At 42.9% G+C, this 15,367-nt stretch carries 15 protein-coding genes; 8 read left to right on the forward strand and 7 right to left on the reverse strand.

Annotation, left to right across the window (positions count from 1 at the left end; translation table 11 throughout):
- Positions 1-17 precede the first annotated feature (17 nt).
- Positions 18-374, forward strand: a complete 357-nt coding sequence (locus tag GGD38_RS05630) for a hypothetical protein (RefSeq protein ID WP_375298995.1) — start codon at positions 18-20, stop codon at positions 372-374.
- A 180-nt stretch (positions 375-554) separates the two neighbouring features.
- On the opposite strand, the gene GGD38_RS05635 is transcribed toward GGD38_RS05630, so the two are convergent.
- The 6 genes from GGD38_RS05635 to GGD38_RS05660 form a co-directional block, all read right to left on the reverse strand.
- Positions 555-914 carry a hypothetical protein gene (locus GGD38_RS05635; protein WP_375298994.1) on the reverse strand — a complete coding sequence of 120 codons (360 nt, stop codon included), beginning with the start codon at positions 912-914 and terminating at the stop codon, positions 555-557.
- 124 nt (positions 915-1,038) lie between these two features.
- Positions 1,039-1,626, reverse strand: a complete 588-nt coding sequence (locus GGD38_RS05640; RefSeq protein ID WP_375298993.1) for a hypothetical protein — start codon at positions 1,624-1,626, stop codon at positions 1,039-1,041.
- A gap of 74 nt (positions 1,627-1,700) precedes the next feature.
- A complete protein-coding gene (locus GGD38_RS05645) occupies positions 1,701-2,783 on the reverse strand; it encodes a Gfo/Idh/MocA family protein (RefSeq protein ID WP_375298992.1) in 1,083 nt (360 codons plus the stop codon).
- Between the two features lie 137 nt (positions 2,784-2,920).
- Positions 2,921-3,667, reverse strand: coding sequence for a class I SAM-dependent methyltransferase (locus tag GGD38_RS05650; RefSeq protein WP_375298991.1), 747 nt, complete (start codon positions 3,665-3,667; stop codon positions 2,921-2,923).
- A gap of 4 nt (positions 3,668-3,671) precedes the next feature.
- On the reverse strand, positions 3,672-4,322 hold the full coding sequence (gene rpe, locus GGD38_RS05655) for a ribulose-phosphate 3-epimerase (protein ID WP_375298990.1): 651 nt from the start codon (positions 4,320-4,322) through the stop codon (positions 3,672-3,674).
- A 348-nt stretch (positions 4,323-4,670) separates the two neighbouring features.
- On the reverse strand, positions 4,671-5,681 hold the full coding sequence (locus GGD38_RS05660; protein WP_375298989.1) for a tetratricopeptide repeat protein: 1,011 nt from the start codon (positions 5,679-5,681) through the stop codon (positions 4,671-4,673).
- Between the two features lie 204 nt (positions 5,682-5,885).
- Between GGD38_RS05660 and GGD38_RS05665 the strand changes: the two genes are divergently transcribed.
- From GGD38_RS05665 to GGD38_RS05680, 4 genes are all read left to right on the forward strand, one after another.
- Positions 5,886-6,953 (forward strand): TolB family protein, encoded by a 1,068-nt coding sequence (locus tag GGD38_RS05665; protein ID WP_375298988.1) that lies wholly within the window; start codon positions 5,886-5,888, stop codon positions 6,951-6,953.
- Between the two features lie 95 nt (positions 6,954-7,048).
- Positions 7,049-7,510, forward strand: coding sequence for a hypothetical protein (locus GGD38_RS05670; protein WP_375298987.1), 462 nt, complete (start codon positions 7,049-7,051; stop codon positions 7,508-7,510).
- A 564-nt stretch (positions 7,511-8,074) separates the two neighbouring features.
- Positions 8,075-9,406, forward strand: coding sequence for a hypothetical protein (locus GGD38_RS05675; RefSeq protein WP_375298986.1), 1,332 nt, complete (start codon positions 8,075-8,077; stop codon positions 9,404-9,406).
- A 154-nt stretch (positions 9,407-9,560) separates the two neighbouring features.
- Positions 9,561-10,442, forward strand: coding sequence for a bestrophin family protein (locus tag GGD38_RS05680; protein WP_375298985.1), 882 nt, complete (start codon positions 9,561-9,563; stop codon positions 10,440-10,442).
- Between the two features lie 6 nt (positions 10,443-10,448).
- Here the strand turns inward: GGD38_RS05680 and GGD38_RS05685 are convergent, their stop codons facing one another.
- A complete protein-coding gene (locus GGD38_RS05685) occupies positions 10,449-11,534 on the reverse strand; it encodes a M48 family metallopeptidase (protein WP_375298984.1) in 1,086 nt (361 codons plus the stop codon).
- A gap of 163 nt (positions 11,535-11,697) precedes the next feature.
- Here GGD38_RS05685 and GGD38_RS05690 point away from each other — a divergent pair, with 163 nt between their 5' ends.
- From GGD38_RS05690 to GGD38_RS05700, 3 genes are all read left to right on the forward strand, one after another.
- Positions 11,698-13,119, forward strand: a complete 1,422-nt coding sequence (locus GGD38_RS05690; RefSeq protein WP_375298983.1) for a DUF4403 family protein — start codon at positions 11,698-11,700, stop codon at positions 13,117-13,119.
- Between the two features lie 162 nt (positions 13,120-13,281).
- Positions 13,282-13,872, forward strand: coding sequence for an RNA polymerase sigma factor (locus GGD38_RS05695; protein WP_375303778.1), 591 nt, complete (start codon positions 13,282-13,284; stop codon positions 13,870-13,872).
- Positions 13,853-15,343 carry an outer membrane beta-barrel protein gene (locus GGD38_RS05700; RefSeq protein ID WP_375298981.1) on the forward strand — a complete coding sequence of 497 codons (1,491 nt, stop codon included), beginning with the start codon at positions 13,853-13,855 and terminating at the stop codon, positions 15,341-15,343. The genes GGD38_RS05695 and GGD38_RS05700 overlap by 20 nt, the downstream gene beginning before the upstream one ends.
- Positions 15,344-15,367: the final 24 nt, after the last annotated feature.

Consider the following 15,367-nt stretch of genomic DNA (forward strand, 5'->3'; position numbering starts at 1 on the left):
TAAAACAAAAATTAACCATGAGCAACTCAGCTTTTCAATTTGCTTCGCCCGAAGTGTTAACGAAGCTAGCCAGCATTAAACCTTATGTACTTGTAATTTTAACCAAGGGAGAAAATTATGGACTAAGCGATACTCCGCGTATTATTCAAAGTGAACACCTACCCTACATTTTTGAGCAACGGCGCGATAACGAAATGGTGTTGACCATGCCCGTTATGGATAACAATTCCGACATTGCAGCCGTAGCCATTTACAATACTACCGATAAAGACGAAGTAAAACGTTTAATGGATAAAGATCCGGCCATCATGGCGGGTGTATTCACATATGAAGTTGTAACCGGTATGGGTTTACCGGGCGACAAGTTACCGTAACTGTTAGTATTCTAAAAAGCACAATCCCGTTCCGATTGATCGAAACGGGATTATTTTTTGCCTTGTTGCCTATATCCTTATTTTCCTAATAAGCATAAAAAAAACCGGAGGATATTGCGGGTACGAAATTCACTCGGTTACACTATCCACCGGTTAAAACGAAAACGGAACGAACTTCTATTACAAGTTGAGTTCAAAGGTTCTTTGGATCCAGCCTGTGGTAAATCCCACAACGACCAGTACAACAACTATAAGTAACAAAATTGCCCATGCGGGTATACCCCTGCGATGAATAGCTGTACGTCGTGTACCATCACTGTTTACTACAGTGCGTGTTTTACTGTTACCATTGCTATATTCAGGAACCATTTCATTTTCCTTTACAACCCTTGCTTTTATAACATATCCGGCGTACCGGCTACTGAATGCATCTACTTCAACCTGATTTCTTACCATTTGTTCTGCCACAAACAATTCACCATTGGCCGAAGGTTGATAAGCCTGCACTACCACCGGGAATTCTCTATCGTTTATTACCATAACAAACAATTTTATTACACTTGTAGTATTGCAAAACCATTGCCATGGCCGCTTCACAGGTTATTGATTGAAAATTAAGCACATCAGTTGCTGAGGAATAATTTACTCATAGCACTGGTTTGCTTTATGCAGTTACGGCCTTTCTTTTGCGGGTAATAGCCTTCTTTCTTGTCTTTATTGCAGTGTCTTTCACCGCCTTCTTTTTAGGAGCAGGTACAGCCCTGGTAGCTGGCGCCTGGTTCAGGTTCTCAGGTGCCTTTTCCAATTGTTCAATAATACCTTTCAGGAATTTAATTAACCGGTTGCGTTGCGCTTTATCGCTTGCATTCCATTTTTCATTGTCGGCACGCTTATGTGCAAGTTTAAATTTTAGGCCGGTAAGTGAAGTAGTATAATCGTTTGCATTTAACTTTCTTACATGCTGGTGGGCCAGTATATACCAATGATATTCAGTTCCCACAGGTACGCCCGATCCTTCAGGGGCGCGGCCTGCCCTGCGTTTGGTAACGGCATAGCTAATGGTCCACAGGTCGGGGGTTACTTTTGTTTCTTTCCATTCGCCTTTGTCGTAATACCATTTATGGCTACGGCCTATTTTCATGCCGGTATACACCTTGCCTTCAAATTCCTTAAACTGGTTATAGGTTTTAGACAGGTCTTTATCGGCTTCCTTCTGTATCCGCTTCTTCGATTTGCCTGTTGATGTTGCCATATGTAATTGTTTTTATTACATATGCAAAAAATGCCACCGGTAATTCTGTAGATATTTTTTCGCAGCAACAGCTATTATAATGGCCAGCGAATAGCCTGGCGTTCTTTAGAAGAACGATACAATGCAGTAAACAACTCTACTGTTTTTCTGCCTTCTTTGGCGGTTACCAGCGGCGTCCGGTTTTCGGCTACAGCTACAATGAAGTCGCGGTTTTGTTGGCGAACATAATATTCAACTGCATCTACCGCATTGAACTCGGCAGTATCGGCTGCACGATATGCTTCCAGTTGCTGCTCTTCGCCCGGCACCGTCCAAATATCGTTTAAAGGCGGTTCTTTAATACCCGATTGCCCCGGCAGGAACATAAGGCCGCCATCGGTTTGTACACCTGCAGATGCGCCATTAGAACCATGTATATGCACTTTACCATAGATGCCTGGCTTTTGTGCATTACTTACTATGATGTTGGCAACCGCGCCATTCTTAAAACGAATGATAGCGGTAGCTGTGTCTTCTACTTCAATATAGGGGTGATTAATATTTTGCCAAACGCCATACAGCTCTTCCATTTCGCTGCCCATGTACCACAGTAACAGATCTAACTGATGGGGCGCCTGGTTAACGAGTACGCCTCCGCCCTCCTGCTCCCAGCTGCCGCGCCAGGGATCGCTTTTGTAATAATTTTCATCGCGCCAGCCGTACATGATTACCGAGCCTAACATTGGGGTGCCCATCTTACCGGCATCTATCGCCTGCTTTATTCGAAGACAACCTGGGTAGAACCGGCGCTGACTTACCATGCCCAGCTGTTTATTATATTGGGCGGCTGCCTGCATCATAGCATCGCAATCTTCGAGCGAAACCGCCAGTGGTTTTTCGGAAAGAACATGTGCGCCGTTTTCCATTGCAATAATGGCCGCAGCGCGGTGGGCCGGATGCGGCGTGCATATAACTACCACCTGCACCTGCTCGCGTTGTATCATGTCAGCAATATCACTATAGCCTTTTACGCCAAAGCGGGCTGCTGTTGCAGCCGCCTTTTCAGTATTGCGGCTTTGCACTGCCACCAGTTCTGTTTCTTCAATATTCATTAGTGCCTGCGCATGTACCTGCGCCATTTTTCCACAACCTATTATGGCGGACCGTATTTTCTTCATAAGTAGCTTTATCCTTTAAGGTTTGCTTTTCTAAATAAGCAGCAATTGTTGATTTTGAGATTTAGGGATTTTGAGATTTCTTTTACCGTATGCCTCGCGACAAATCTCAAAATCCCGCAATCGCGAAATCTCAAAATCTACTTCTGCACCCTACCCAATTTAATAAACAACGGAAAGTAAAAGTTTCTATATTCATCACCCTGCCAGGCTGCGTCAATTAAGGCAGCCAGTTCAGTTACCGGGTTATATCCATTGGCTTTTATAAAATGTTGTACGCTGGACCAGGTGTTGAAATAACCTGTCAGTTGCGCTTTGTTCCATTGAACTTTTATCTGAAATTCCTTTGCAGGCAATGGCTCATAAGGGAATGGAACAGTGGTGTAATGCTCATCAACATACCGGCGTTCTTTATCCCAATAAGCGCCCACTGTTTCGCGGTAAAAGGTATTGATGATCGTATTCAACGCGGCATCTTCACACACAACCAGGCTGTAACCCCATATAGCAACTATAGCACCGGGCTTTGCTACGCGTTTTACTTCCTGCTCAAACGCATCAAATTTAAACCAGTGATAAGCTTGTGCTACTGTTATACAGTCAAAGCTGTTATCGGCAAAAGGGGTTTGCTCTGCAGTGGCAACTGAATAGGTAATATTTTCAAGCGGCTGGGCCTGCTGCAATTGTTTTTCGCTTATGTCGGTGGCCATTACCTTATCGAAGTATTTAGCCAGTTCAACAGCAGCCTGTCCATTACCGGTAGCGCAATCCCAGGCTTGTTGTTTATTTTTTACATGCTGAAGTATATACTCAAACAGCCCGGGCGGATAGCCAGGGCGGTATTGCGCGTATAGCGAAGCCTGGTTACTGAAAAGGTCTTTTGCCATAAGCTTATACTATTTTTTTAAGCTGTGCAATGGTGTCTTTGGGATCTTTTGATCTGAACACTGTATTACCTGCTACCAGTACATGCGCGCCTGCTTTTATAATATCGGGGGCGTTTTGCAGTGTTACCCCACCATCGATCTCAATTTTGGTAGCCAGCCCTTTTTCATCGATCATGCGGCGCAGGGCAGCTATCTTATTTAAGGTATTAGGTATGAATTTTTGTCCGCCAAAACCGGGGTTAACGCTCATGATGAGCACTACATCAATATCGTGTAATACTTCTTTTAAAGCTTCAACAGGTGTATGCGGGTTCAAAGCCACACCGGCCTGCATGCCCAGTGATTTTATTTGTTCAATATTGCGGTGTAAGTGAGTGCAGGCTTCCAGATGAACGGTAAGAATATCAGCGCCGGCCTTTTTAAAGTCTTCTACATATTTTTCGGGTTTTACGATCATCAGGTGCACATCACACACTTTAGTAGTTGTTTTGCGAATGAATTCGATGATCATGGGGCCGAATGTGATGTTGGGTACAAAACGCCCGTCCATTACATCGAGGTGAAACCAATCGGCCTCGCTTTCATTGACCATTTTACAATCTGCTTCCAAAGAAAGAAAGTTAGCCGATAAAAATGATGGTGCTACTATAGCCATGGCAAGAAGGTATGTTGATTTGTTAACTGATTATTTATTTGAAGCATTTACCTTATCAGGGTATTCTGCGTTGCAAAAGTAACTTATTTGGTGAATGGTGAACTTGAAACCGGCAATCGTGAATCGGCAATCGGCAATAATGCCCGAATTTTAAGCCCTCGCGATATCGTGAGACGTGAAACGTGAAACGTGAAATAAATACACGTCCGCTCAGCAACCCGCCTACGCTACAGCTCCGGCGGGCAAAGCCCGAAACTCAAGACCTGAGACTTAAAACTAAGAACCATGAACTCAAAACTGAACAACTGAATAACTTAATAACTCCACGTCAACAAGTCAACTCGTCAACTACTTCTCAAGTCTTTTAACTCCCTCCTTCGCCTCTTCAAACTTTTTATCAAGCGCAAGGGCCCGTTTATAATTTACCAGCGCCTGTTCTTTCTTCCCCTGTTCTTCATAAATACGCGCCATCCAGTACCAGGCATCGGCATTGGTATTGGCAACGGTAGCGGCCATGGTAAACTCTTTTAATGCGCTATCGCTTTTCTTCAGGTCGTGCAGGATAATGCCTTTTTCAATATAGGCATCAGAAAACTTCCAGTCGCGGCTTATGCAATCGTTGAACATTTGCATAGCCTTGTCGTATTGCTTGCTATCGGAATAATAACTGCCTTTTAAATACAACACATCGTTAATGATGCCCGATGTATCTTTACGTATAAGCTCATCGCAAAGGGTAAGTACTTTGGGATTCAATGTAGCCGCATATAAACTGGCCAGTGCAAGTCCGTTATAATTGATGGGTTGTACCTTGTAGCTTTTCTCCAATGCCTGAATAGCTGCAGGTGTATCGGCAAGCTGTGCCAGTAACACCCCTTTTTCATAATATACCTCAAAGTTCATGGAGTCTTGCCGCGCCCATTCATCGTATTGAGAAATGGCTTTTTGATTCTCTCCTATTTGTGTATAGATCTCGCTCAGGCGACGATGCAGATCGGGATTGGTGGGCCATTTGGCCAGACTGGTCTTTAACAATGCGATGGCTTCTTCGGGCTGGTTCACCAACATCAGGTTCGATACGTATTGCAAAGCAACATATTCATCGGGTTTTAATTCCCAGGCCTTTTTATAATCGGCCATGGCCAGCTCATGCAGGTCGTTCTGCGACAACAGAATTCCTCTTTGCAGGTACAGGGCCTGGTCCTGGGGAAATTGCTTTATACTATCAGTTAAACTGGCAAAGGGCGGTGAGTTCAGCACTTTTTCGGCCGATACCTTTTCCTTTTGTTCAGTATTACAACCACATACCCAACATAATAAAACAACCAGTATAGCTGGTAAAGAGAACCATTTTTTCATCAGTGTAATATATATTTTTTCAAAGGCCGGCAGCATATTATAAAATACCTGCATCCATGCACGATCTGGGGCAAAACTAACCGATTTTTACAAAGTACTTATGACAATATTCTGACATGCAAACTATTTAACAAAATTATCTTCATTTCGGTAAGGATGTATACCAATTAAACTATGTATTGCGCGTTCATAAACCAACTGTGTATGAAAAAATGGATGTTATTTCTGCTGTTTGCATTGCCCACAACGGTTATATCACAACGGGCCGATACCCTTTTGTATCCTGAAGAAAAACATTTTAAGAACATTCAGCAATTGACGTTTGGCGGCGATAATGCCGAAGCCTATTTTAGCTATGATGGTAAATGGCTGGTTTTTCAACGCACCAGCGTTAAAGATGGCATTCCCTGCGATCAGATCTTTGCCGGTAAAATACCGGCGCCGGGCGCTCCGTTTCAATACAAAAGAATAAGTAGCGGTAAAGGAAGAACTACCTGTGGCTTTTTTACAAAAGATGGCAAACATATCATCTACGCATCTACCCATGCTGGCGGCGATAGCTGTCCGCCATTGCCCGATCGCTCAAAATATGGTAACAAATACATTTGGCCTTTGTACAGCAGCTACGATATTTTTATGGCCGATCTTAATGGAAACATCGTTAAACAACTTACCAGCAGTAAAGGGTACGATGCTGAAGCAACCCTATCACCCGATGGTAAAAAGATGATCTATACCAGCGTTAAAGACGGCGATATTGAACTGTACATAATGGACCTGCAAACCGGTAAAGAAAAAAGAATAACCCATACACCCGGGTACGATGGTGGCGCCTGGTTCAGCCCCGATGGAAAAAAGATCGTTTGGCGTGCTTCACGCCCGCAAACACCCGAAGCATTACAATCGTATAAAGAACTGCTGGCCGAAAACCTGGTAGCGCCTACACAAATGGAAATATTCATTGCCGATGCCGATGGCAGCAATGCACACCAGGTAACCAGTTTGGGGCAGGCCAATTGGGCGCCGGCCTTTATGCCCGATAGCAAACACATCATCTTTGCATCGAATCACGAATACAAAAGAGGTTTTCCGTTTAACCTGTATACTATGAATGAAGATGGCAGCGGGTTGCAAAAGATCAGTCGCGATAAAGGTTTTGATGCCTTCCCTATGTTCAGCCCCAATGGCAAAAAGATCGTTTTCTGCAGCAACAGGAACAATGGCGGCACGCGCGACACTAATATTTTTATTGCCGACTATGCAGAAGAATGACCGTGATCAATAGATGAGAATAAATAACCGGCAATAAGGAATCAAATTTGAGATTTCCCTTCGCCACCATTAGCTTTGCGCCAAATCTCCGCATTATGAATGTTTTAGTTGCACTACATAGTTATCTCAGGTGGATATTGTTGATACTGTTACTGGTTTCAATATTCAAAGCTCTTTCGGGTATGAATAGCAAAAGATCATTGACAGCCGGCGACAAAAAAATATGGTTGTTTACCATGATCAGTGCCCATACTACCCTGCTGATTGGTTTAATACTGTTGTTTGTTGGCAGAATTAGTTTTACCAATAAACCCGAAGGTGTTAGCGTAATGAAAGATGCCACATACCGCTTCTTTTTGGTAGAACACCCTATGATGATGATCATTGCCATTGTATTCATTACCATTGGCCGTGGACAGGTTAAAAAACCAGTGCCCGATGCTATTAAATACAAAAAAGCCTTCTGGTTCTTTGTGCTGGCATTGTTACTTATACTGGCTGCTATTCCCTGGCCTGGCAGAGAAAATATTGGCCGTCCATTGTTCTTTGGTTCTTAACATTGAATAATCAATTCTTTTAATATCAGAATGCCATTCCGCTTTGCCGGGTGGCATTTTGCTTTTAAGCTGTTTTTAAGACAGCGCTGCTAATGCCCATTTAGCCTGTTCCCATTAAAAAATAATGTGCTATAAACCAGCATCTTCTAATGTATTTCTAACGCTAAACCCCTCCTATCTGCTTCATTTCAATTCATTTATCACAGTTCTTCAGGGAATGTAACAAAATGAATTACAACACAATAATAGGTTTGAGCCGGCGTTTTTGGATGCGGTGAAATCTGAAACCGGGCAGGCCGGAGCAGGACACTACAGGACATACGTTTGACTTTAACGCTATACGTTTGTGGGCCCGGAATTGAATAGATAAACCAGAAGGCCACTGACACATCTTTTTTACTTTCTATGTTGAAAAGTGGCATTGTGTGAGTCTATCGTATACAGAGAAACGATATGCTTAACTTGCTTGCTCCTGTTGAATAATTATCAGAAAACTTATTGGTACTGAATTTATAAGAAATATTTTTTCGGCAGACTTTTTGAATTTTATACATAAACGTTATCATGACACTTTACACCTTGGCGAGAATCCGTACTGGCGTTTTATTTGTATGCTTACTATTCTCTTGTTCGACCCTTTTTGCACAAACCATTAATGCTGTATATGCAGGTACTGCATATGAGTATGATCAAAGTTCAGATGCCGGTGAAATGGTAAGAACTGATTACGTATACTACTTTAGGCCCAATAACTCTTTTTGTAGCGGATTAGATAAACCTGACTGGCAAAAGCGTATAGATGGTACTTATGCTATCAGTGGCAATCAGATCAAAATGAAGTTCCTGAACGATGGTTCTGAAAAGATCATCCTTTTAGGCGTCACCGGCGAAACCGGTCAATCGGGTGCCGCTACCTTCATTAAATTGACCCCATCTAATGAAGTTGCTAATGGATTTTACAAATACAACAGATCTTCAGGCAAAGGTGATGGTTATTATTTCACTAATGGAAACTTCAAACGCACTACAACTTTGGCTGGTGTAAACAGCACCGATGGTTCATATACTGTTAGCCAGGGTTTGTTAGGTCTTAAATATAACAGTGGTAAAACCACAAACGTAAGCTTCTTCAGCAGCGCTGAAAAGAAATCGATCGTTGTTATCAATGGCGATATCTTTTATCTCGATGAAGAAGAAATGGCTAAACACGGCGATATTAAACAGCCTGCTACCACTGCAACTGCTGCAGCTCCTGTTGTAGTTTCAAAAACAAACGATGTACTGGAAGCTGGTATGAACCTGTTGAAACAAGCTAACCAAACACATGGTGGTAAAAGCCTCGATGGCCTCAATACCCTGAAAGCGGTAATGAACACCAATAACCTTACACTCACCATGCAGGCCGATTATACCCGTCAGATCGTACGGTTGGAATCAGCCCTGCAAGGCAATGTAATCCTGTTAGAGCAAATGGAAGGCAACAGCGGCTGGAGCTTTGATGGCAATGGTTATGCGCCCCTTTCGCCACAACGTGTAACAGAACTGAAACGCTACCTGTTCTGTGGTTTGCTGGGTCTTAAATCGGACCTGCTGGCCAAATCAACAGCTACCCTGCAAACACAACAGTTCGACCTGTCGTCTGTAATGGTAATGGTGAACAGCATGCGCGCCGGTTATATCATCAACAACCGTAACAACCGTCTCGAAGCATTGATCATGGTTGATCCGCTTAGTGGTACTACCACCTGTACTTATTCTGATTTCAAGAAAACAGGCAATATTCTGTTACCATATACCGAGATCATGCAGGCCGGCAAACATGCTCAAACCATTACGTATGAGAGTTATGACATTAACCCTACGTTTGGTAAAGATGCCTGGACTAAACCTAAATAGTATATAAATAACTTACAAATACAAAGCCTTCCCATAACCGGGAGGGCTTTTTTTATTCCCTGTATTTCCATTAGCTAATTATCACATTATCTCATTAGCACATTATCTCATTAGCCTATTAGTTTTCGTATCTTGCTGCCAACCTAAAAGAAATATGATCACGTATAATCCTAAAGACTGGTTTACCTTTATTTTCCGCTTTCACAAAGCCGACACCTTGCGAAAGCTTTCTCCACTTATTATTGGTATTGCCGTATACTGCTGGGTTGTTGCTTTTCTGGAATTGAATGTATTTAAGCTATCAGAGAACAGCCATGTAAAGAACATAACTGCCATGCACACGCTTCTGAGCTTTGTAATTTCCATGTTGCTTGTTTTTCGTACCAATACCGCGTACGACCGCTGGTGGGAAGGCCGCAAGCTATGGGGTGCGCTGGTGAACAACAGCCGTAACCTGGCCATTAAAATGAATGGATTACTGAAGCCTGAAGATGCCGCTCAACGTTCGTTCTTTAAAAAAGTAATTCCCATGTATGCTTCGGTACTGGCGCATCACCTGCATGCAGAAAGCACCCGCCTGGCATTGGATGAACAGGAACATCCCGAACTGGCCGGCCTCGATACCAGCCGGCATTTGCCTAACCAGGTAGCATCGTTACTATTTCACCGGGTGAACAGGTTGTATGAGGAAGGAAAAATAACAGGCGATCAACTGATCGTAGTAAATGGCGAATTGTTATCATTTACCGATATTATGGGCGCCTGTGAACGAATAAAGAACACACCAATACCTTTTTCGTACAGTGTGTTCATTAAAAAGTTCATCTTCTTTTATGTAATGACGCTGCCCTTCAGTTTTGTAATAAGCTTAGGCTATTTAGCAATACCTGTAGTAGCCTTTATATTTTATGTACTGGCCAGTTTAGAGCTTATTGCCGAAGAAATTGAAGATCCTTTTGGCGGCGATGAAAACGATTTACCTATGACCAAAATAGCCAGTAACATTAAAAAGCACGTGGCCGAAATACTCAACTAGGCTAGTTTATTCATAAATAGCATGAAATAATTTCTTCAGTCTGTCATTGCCGGTTGTTACAGCCGGCAATTTTTTTATCTGTGTTTCTATATTCTGAATACGGTCTTTAAATACCGGGTGTGTACTTAAGAACGGAGAAGTTTCGGCCCCGCCGCTTTCCTTTTGCAACATTTGCATCAGTTTTACCATACCCTGTACATTGATATTATTTTTTGCCATCAGTTGCAGCCCATTGTCATCGGCTTCTGTTTCAAGCGAGCGGCTATATTCCAACTGTTTTAGGGCATTGGCATTACTAACCACTACCGCGGTAATGCCCGAGTCGTTACCAAACAACAATGCCAAAAACATTTTGCGGCTAAGGTCACGAAAGATATTACGCAGTGAATGGCGCAGTCCAATGTGCGAAGCCTCATGACCTAATAAAGCAGCCAGTTCCTCCGGCGTTTTCATATTTTCAAGAATGGTGCTGTACACCACAATATGACCGCCCGGCATGGCAAAAGCATTCATTTCTTTTGAATCAACAACCGTAATGGTAACCGGGTACCCTACATCGTAATGCAATTCTTTATAAAATTCATTCAGAATAACTGTTTTGGCCGTATCAATTGTATACTGCGGTATCATTGACTCGTACATCTTCTCCCCCATGCTTATCTCTGTTTCCTTTGAAAAGCTATTGGCTATGCGTTCGCCCAGCCAGGGTACAAACCACAGGTAGGCGCCCAGTAACAAGAACAAAATGATGAGCGCAATTACTGCCAGTTTCGTCCATACGCTACCAGCAACCCGGGCAGATGCGTTACCAAAAAGTTTATGATGCGAAAGCGTTTTATTAAGCGCCTGCATTAATTGTTCGTCCCGAATACCAAGACGATCTACCTCGCCCTTGCTGTTACGATGTTGTAATTCGCTACCTATTATCTGTTTATTCACGGCAATCAGGTCCTTTGTAAGCCAGTTAACATCTATTTGCTGGTTGTTTTCATCCTGGTACCGGATGGTAATGGTTACAGCCGATAAAAATATAGTGGCCTGGTAAAAACGGCCGGTTGCATCATGGTAAGTAGCGGAATAGGTAGTGCTCATAATGTCACAATTTACGATGGCAATTTCTGATTTTGAGATTTTGAGATTTTGAGATTTCTTTTGATTTGAGCTTTACAATAAATCTCGAAATCCCGAGATCCCAAAATCGCGAAATCTCTTACTTCGGTCTTAAATTTGTTAGTAGAAACTTCTTTTCCCTACCATGAAATATATCATTCCAGTAGTAGCGTTATTGATCTGTATCACAGCTTGTAACAGCAGCAAAAAAGTAGCTATTCAACCAGCCACAGAAACACAGGCACGGCTTTTACCTGCTTTGCCTTCTTCTATTATCAATATTCCTTTCAAAATTTATATGAAGCCATTGCTGGCTATGATGGATTCGGGTACGGCCAAAGAATTCACCAACGACAAATGGCCTAATTATACGCAGTCGGGTTGCGATTTCCGTTATAAATTCCGGTTTGTGCGGTCGCCTTTTACATTTGGCGTTGTTAATAATAAAGTAACCATAGGTTTTAGGGGCAATTATCAAATAGCGGGCAGTAAAACCATCTGTACGTTCGATAAACAGGTATCGCCCTGGGTTAGCGGCAGTTGCGGTTTTGGCAATGAACCTATGCGCCGGGTGGATCTTGGCATAAGTTCAAACCTTACCCTGTTACCCAATCATCAGCTGCTTACTTCAACCAAATTAGACAAGATAAATGCGCTTGATAAATGTGAGGTAACCCTTATGCAAAACGACCTCACCGGCGAGATCCTCGATAGTATTAAAGCATCGGTAGAAACAACCTGCGGCGCCTTCGACAAGTTTGTTCAAACCCTTAATAACAATGAAATATTACGTCAATGGCGCAGCGGCGGCAGTCGTGTAATGCCTATTAGCACTTATGGGTTCTTAAACCTGAACCCTTCCATGCTGCGTGTAAGTAAATTCAATCTGTATAAGGATACTCTGTATTTTTCTATTGGGTATACCGGTCAGCCTAAATTCTCGTCAGACAGTCAGCGGCTGGTTACCCATGCAGCCCTGCCGCCCATAAGCGAAAGCAATTATACCATGGGCATCAATACCAGCCTCGATGCCGTTTACCAATATAGCTTCTTCAACAAATTGCTAAATGATAGTCTGCGCAATAAACCTTTCGATGTAGAAGGCAGAACGTTTGTGATAAAAGATGTAAACATCAGTGGTAGTAATGATGGCAAAATTCAGGTGGATGTTTCGTTCAGCGGCAACCGCAAAGGCGTATTACACCTTAAAGGAACGCCTCAGCTCGACGTAGAAAAACAGGTGCTTTCAATGCCCGATGTAACTTTTGCCGTAGATACAAAAGATATGATGGTGAATATTGCCAAAGCATTGTTCCGCAAAAAGATCATGAAACAGCTGGCCAATCAGTCGGTACTCGACCTGGCGGCATTGATTGAAAAGAATAAAACGGCCATTGAGGCAAGGTTAAATCAATCGGTAACACCCTGGATGAGCACGGCCGGCACCTTTCAGCAATTCAGGCTGGTAGGCTTACTTCCGCAAAAAGACTACATTCAGGTGCAGGCATATATTCGCGGAACGCTAATGGTAATTGGCCAGCCGCCGGCAAGTATGCTAAAGAAGTAGAGTTGCCTAACCCTGGCAGCGATTTCACTTATATTACATTTTTTCTACCTTTATAAAAAATTTCCGGTTGCCAGGCAACCGGCGGACATAATCTTGCGTAATGGCTATTGAGTTATGAAAAACAATTAGTTAGCAAAGAAACATTCCCGCAAACCAACACCCTTGCTAGATAACTCGAACATTTCCTCGTTACTGAGTGGCTGTCGCAAAAATGATCGCAACAGTCAAAAGGAGCTGTATTACCTGCTTCGGGGATTTGCCATGAAGATATGTTACCGGTATACCAATGCTACAGAAGAGTGCGAAGAGATTATGAATGAAGGGTTTGTAAAACTCTTTAAAAACATTCACCAATTTGATGAAACCCGACAGGAAGATACCTTACTATCGTTAAAAGGCTGGTTCAAACGAATCCTTATTAATACATGCATCGATCATTACCGAAAAACCAACTCATCGGTCAATGGCCACGTGCTTACACACGAATCGGAAACGATTGCCGATCAGGGGGAAACCGGTATTGATATGCTGTCGTACAAAGAAATAATTGAAGCAATCAGATTACTTTCGCCGGCATACCGGGCTGTTTTCAATTTATTCGTAATTGAAGGGCTTAGCCATGAAGAAATTTCGCAAACACTGGGTATTTCAGTGGGCGCATCAAAATCCAATCTCTCAAAGGCCAGAGATAACCTAAGAAAACTATTGCAGAATAAAAATATCATTAAAGATTATGCAACCCCTCCACGATAAAGACCTTGACCGTTTAAGCCGCGAAGCAGCAGAGCTCTTCGAGGTGGATGCAGGCGCTTCTGGATGGGATAATCTGGAAAAGCGCCTGGATATAGAATTGCCGCAAAAGAAGAAAAAGCGGCGGTTCCTGTTCTGGCTGTTTTTCATAACCGCCACTACGGGCGGCGCTTTAATTGGTATAATGAAATACCAGCCATTATCCCCATTGGCTAAAAATGCAACAAATGTTGTTACCAATACCCCAGCCGGCAACAACACTACCAATACGGTTACCGAACAGGCAACAACTGGCAACAATACAACACCGGCTTCTGGTGCGCAAACGCCTGCGGTGGAATCAACTACTACAGCAACCGTTCCTGCAGCAGGCACCCATCAACCTGCCCCGGCAGCCAATGTGAACACAATGCCTGATAATAACACAACAACACCCGTTACCCGGTCGGGCAAAACCATCAATACAACACCAGCTACTAATACGCCAAAGACAAATAGATTAAAACTCAGCCTGAACCATGCCAGCATTACTCCAGACAATTCTGGCATTAGTTCTGCGCCCTTTGCCCAACACCCCAAACGCAAACGGGGTAGCAAAAAACACAACGATATAGCCGGTCAACCTAATAAAATAGTAAAACAGGGCAGGAATAACAATGCAGAACCAGATTCCCAGGTGGCCGAAAATGATGAGCCGGTAAAAACCAATAAACCAGACCAATCAATTGCCCAAACTACCACGGTTGCAGCAGATGCTGAGAAGAAAGACGCGGCTGTAGTACCGGCAGTTACCGATTCGGCCAAAACACCCGCCGCGCCAGTAGTGAAAAAACAACCTGAAAAGAAACAGGACAAAAAGGTAAAAGGATTTGAACTGGGCCTTATGGCAGGTCCCGATTTAAGTACCGTGAAGTTTGGCCCTGTTTATAAAACCGGTTATAATTTCGGTGTGCAGGTAGGTTACCGGTTCTCGAACCGCTTGTCGGTAAATACCGGTGTTATATACACTAAAAAATTCTATAAAGCCGATAGTTCAAATTTCAATTACAAAATGCCCTGGAACGTTAAAGTTAGCAATGCAGAAGGCAACTGCTCCATGTTAGAGCTACCGGTAAATATTCGTTATGATTTCTCTTACAACGACAAGCGGCGCTGGTTTGCAAGTACTGGCTTGTCGACCTATTTTATGAATAACGAATATTACGACATTTACTATACGTATAATGGAAATCCATATCCACCATATAATGTGGATTCAAATACCAATTCGAATTATTGGTTTTCAATTTTGAACCTATCGGTAGGTATGGAACGTTCGTTTGGAAAGCGGCTTTCACTTCAGGCTGAGCCATATTTGAAAGTTCCGTTGAAGGATTTAGGTATAGGTAATATCCGAATGACCAGCTATGGCATTTTATTTACGCTGAAGTACAAGCCTCAATTCAATTCAAAACGATCAGACACCCGAAAATAGCACCCACTTTAAGAGTAACACTTG

Origin of the sequence: Niastella sp. OAS944 (assembly GCA_024809215.1) — a bacterium.
Classification (GTDB): Bacteria; Bacteroidota; Bacteroidia; order Chitinophagales; family Chitinophagaceae; genus Niastella.

Bases quoted from the DNA above. Each gene is read 5' to 3' on its own strand.
- GGD38_RS05670 (WP_375298987.1), top strand. From the start codon at position 7,049: ATGAATGTTTTAGTTGCACTACATAGTTATCTCAGGTGGATATTGTTG.
- GGD38_RS05635 (WP_375298994.1), bottom strand. From the start codon at position 914: ATGGTAATAAACGATAGAGAATTCCCGGTGGTAGTGCAGGCTTATCAA.
- rpe (WP_375298990.1), bottom strand. From the start codon at position 4,322: ATGGCTATAGTAGCACCATCATTTTTATCGGCTAACTTTCTTTCTTTG.
- GGD38_RS05665 (WP_375298988.1), top strand. From the start codon at position 5,886: ATGAAAAAATGGATGTTATTTCTGCTGTTTGCATTGCCCACAACGGTT.
- GGD38_RS05700 (WP_375298981.1), top strand. From the start codon at position 13,853: ATGCAACCCCTCCACGATAAAGACCTTGACCGTTTAAGCCGCGAAGCA.
- GGD38_RS05660 (WP_375298989.1), bottom strand. From the start codon at position 5,681: ATGAAAAAATGGTTCTCTTTACCAGCTATACTGGTTGTTTTATTATGT.
- GGD38_RS05640 (WP_375298993.1), bottom strand. From the start codon at position 1,626: ATGGCAACATCAACAGGCAAATCGAAGAAGCGGATACAGAAGGAAGCC.
- GGD38_RS05675 (WP_375298986.1), top strand. From the start codon at position 8,075: ATGACACTTTACACCTTGGCGAGAATCCGTACTGGCGTTTTATTTGTA.
- GGD38_RS05680 (WP_375298985.1), top strand. From the start codon at position 9,561: ATGATCACGTATAATCCTAAAGACTGGTTTACCTTTATTTTCCGCTTT.
- GGD38_RS05630 (WP_375298995.1), top strand. From the start codon at position 18: ATGAGCAACTCAGCTTTTCAATTTGCTTCGCCCGAAGTGTTAACGAAG.
- GGD38_RS05690 (WP_375298983.1), top strand. From the start codon at position 11,698: ATGAAATATATCATTCCAGTAGTAGCGTTATTGATCTGTATCACAGCT.
- GGD38_RS05685 (WP_375298984.1), bottom strand. From the start codon at position 11,534: ATGAGCACTACCTATTCCGCTACTTACCATGATGCAACCGGCCGTTTT.
- GGD38_RS05645 (WP_375298992.1), bottom strand. From the start codon at position 2,783: ATGAAGAAAATACGGTCCGCCATAATAGGTTGTGGAAAAATGGCGCAG.
- GGD38_RS05650 (WP_375298991.1), bottom strand. From the start codon at position 3,667: ATGGCAAAAGACCTTTTCAGTAACCAGGCTTCGCTATACGCGCAATAC.